Below are 2607 nucleotides of genomic sequence, written 5' to 3'. Positions count from 1 at the left end.
GGTGATCCGGCGCGACAGCCCCAACGGCAAGCGCTACGCGCGCCGGGGCGAGGGCGGGCAGGTCACTCACGCTTTCGGTTTCGACCTCACCCCGCTCGCCCGCCGGGCGGGCGAGTTTGCAACCCTCGCCGATGCCCTCCGCGCCGAGACCCTGGCCCAGAGCCTCGCTCGCGAGACGGTCAGCCTGCTGCGACGCGACTGCGCCAAGCTCCTCGATGCCCTCAACCTCGCCGACGGGGATGGAGATCCCGGAGAACCGACTCCGGCCGAGCTGCGGGATCGCTACAGCGCTCTGATCGCCGAGTACCCACGCCGGCCGCAGCCCTCTGAGGTGGCAGCCCTTGGCGCAGCGCTCGAAGCCCTCGCGCTCGCCCTGAGTAGAGCCCTGATTGCACGACAAGAATCCAAGAAATCGAGCGGCAATGCCGCTCATGTCGAGCGGCACATACAGAATTCAAACACCAACATCCCTGTTTGTGAAATTGCCATCGGGGATGAGGAGAAGCGGCCCGGTCACCCCGAATCGGGCAGCGAGCGTGCCGTGGCCGCTCATGCCGCCATCAGGTCGACGTTTCCGCTCCACTCCGTGCTCGAGGTCTGCCCGCAGGTGCAGGACTACGCCCGCTTCGGGATCCGGTCGTGGAACGACCTGATGGAGGCGGCCGATCGAATCCGGCCGATGCTCGGCATCAGCCCCGCGGCCTGGGCCGATGCCCAGGACGCCATGGGGCCGGAGGCCGCGGCGATCACCCTCGCGGCGATCCTGGAGCGGTCCGAGAGCATCAAGAGCGCCGGCGGTTACCTGCGAACGTTGACCGAGCGAAAACGCGATGGAAAATACTCGCTCGGCCCTGTTCTCCAGGCACTTCGACGGGCGCGACTTGATCGGAATGTTATGTTAGGATGAGGCATCCTGTTTGTTAGATCATGTCGTGAATGCAATCCAGACTGCATCGATAGTTCGATGTTGTCATGTGTTGTTTTCAGAACTATAGAGCGATGATGGTGCTGTAGATTGGTTGTGAATGGTGTTGTATGGAGATATAGTATGCGCTTAATTCCCGTGGTGACAATGTGTCAGAGATAGAGAGAGGCGATCATGTTTCTTTTGTGGATAATAGGACTGTCTCTGATGATATTGTCAGGATTTTTGTTCTATAAAGCCCAAATTAAATATGGTATTCCGTATGAAAAGTTTCATTTCGAGAACTCGAATGAGTTTGGAGTTCTCCAGGCAAAAGACTGGGACGAATATGTAAAATTTAGGAAATTTGAAGCAAAATCTCAAGTACAAGACTATTTAATCGGAAAGCCTCTTGCTTGTATGTTTATTCTAGGGTGGATTTTATTCTTTTTAATGACAGCAAAGTTTATTTTCCGATTTTAAGGTTTGTTTGAAATTTTCCTGTTTCGATCTTCGGTCAGAATTCCCGCTGTTCGGGTCTGGCCTCGGGCATGGGGTGGGGTAAAACTCCATCTATGACATCACCCCTCGAACTGGTTCTCACCTGGTCCAGCGGCTTCGCCTCCCTCTCGCCGGACCAGCCGCCCTGCCCCGGCCTCAGAAGCATCGACTGGTACGAGACGCATCCCCGCTGTACGGCCTGGATCGAGGAGTGGGGCCTCCAGGCCGTAGAGCTCGGATGGGGCACCCTGCGCCTCTTCGGCGTCCACCCGACGGCCGGCACCCTCCGCGGCGATTATACCGGCGCTCTCCTGCCGCTGACCCGGGATGTGACCGAGGTGAACGAGGATTTCATCCGCTTCGACGTCACTCGCGCCTTCCGCTTGTCGCCGGTCAAATCCCCGGGCGTGCCCATCTGGGAGTTCGGCAAATCCCCTTGATCGTGGCGCCCAGCTCCTCTTCCCGGCTGGCGCCCGTCACCCCTCGCCCTGGAGCCTTCCTTCCCGGCATCCCCGCCTGCCGCCTCACGATCGGGCCGACACCATGGCACGGGTACGCGCCGTCCCTCCAGGATCGACGGTCCCCCCAATTTGCTCGCGCAAATCGGCTCCCCCGTCGCCCGCTCACGCGGTCGCTGCGCGATCCCGGACCGCCGGCGCCAGAGCCCGTGCCGGGAATCCGTCCTCGATCAACGAGACGGAGGCACCATGCAGCTCACATTGTTCAAGGCGCTCCAATCGCTTAAATTGGACGACGACACGGCAACCAAGGTGGTCGAGGCTTTCGAGGAGCACATCACGATGAAGGTCACGGACGCGAACGCCAAGCTCGAAGCCCAGCTCAAGGCGCAGACCTGGATGCTCGCACGATCACCGTGATGCTCGCCGTCATCGGTCTCTCAGTGGGCTTCATCGGGCTCGCGCCCGTCTACCTCAAGGTCTTCGGTCACTGACCCAGGTGGGGAGGCGCGAGCCTCCCCTGCCCTCTCGCCACGCCGGCGCGCTCACACGCGCAGCAGCTCGTCCCACCGCGTCGTGTACCGCGGCGAATGGAACTCGGCCTTGAGCTTCCAGTCCCGGTCGAGGCCCGTGCCGGCGAACCGGACCCGGTCCCGCCCATACCGGCGGTTGATCGCGTGGATCGCCAGCATCAACGCAACCCGCCGCCGATCGTCCGGCCGCAGGAACAGCGAGCCCTGCACG

Annotated in this window: 4 protein-coding genes; 3 read left to right on the top strand and 1 reads right to left on the bottom strand. The window is 61.1% G+C overall.

The features are described 5' to 3' along the window. The 3 genes from repC to VQ02_RS37510 form a co-directional block, all read left to right on the top strand. Positions 1 to 907, top strand: a 907-nt coding sequence (gene repC, locus VQ02_RS23525) for a plasmid replication protein RepC (protein WP_048446658.1), incomplete at its 5' end; no start/stop codon positions are given. Between the two features lie 572 nt (positions 908 to 1479). Then, a complete protein-coding gene (locus VQ02_RS23520) occupies positions 1480 to 1845 on the top strand; it encodes a hypothetical protein (protein ID WP_048446657.1) in 366 nt (121 codons plus the stop codon). Between the two features lie 267 nt (positions 1846 to 2112). Further along, positions 2113 to 2283 carry a hypothetical protein gene (locus tag VQ02_RS37510; RefSeq protein WP_157080779.1) on the top strand — a complete coding sequence of 57 codons (171 nt, stop codon included), beginning with the start codon at positions 2113 to 2115 and terminating at the stop codon, positions 2281 to 2283. A 125-nt stretch (positions 2284 to 2408) separates the two neighbouring features. Here VQ02_RS37510 and VQ02_RS23515 read toward each other — a convergent pair. Further along, the coding region (locus tag VQ02_RS23515) for a DUF4113 domain-containing protein (protein ID WP_048446656.1) at positions 2409 to 2607 on the bottom strand (199 nt) is incomplete at its 5' end.

The sequence above is a fragment of the Methylobacterium variabile genome, from assembly GCF_001043975.1.
In the GTDB taxonomy this organism is placed as follows: Bacteria; Pseudomonadota; Alphaproteobacteria; order Rhizobiales; family Beijerinckiaceae; genus Methylobacterium; species Methylobacterium variabile.
This window is presented reverse-complemented; position numbering and strand designations above follow the sequence as displayed.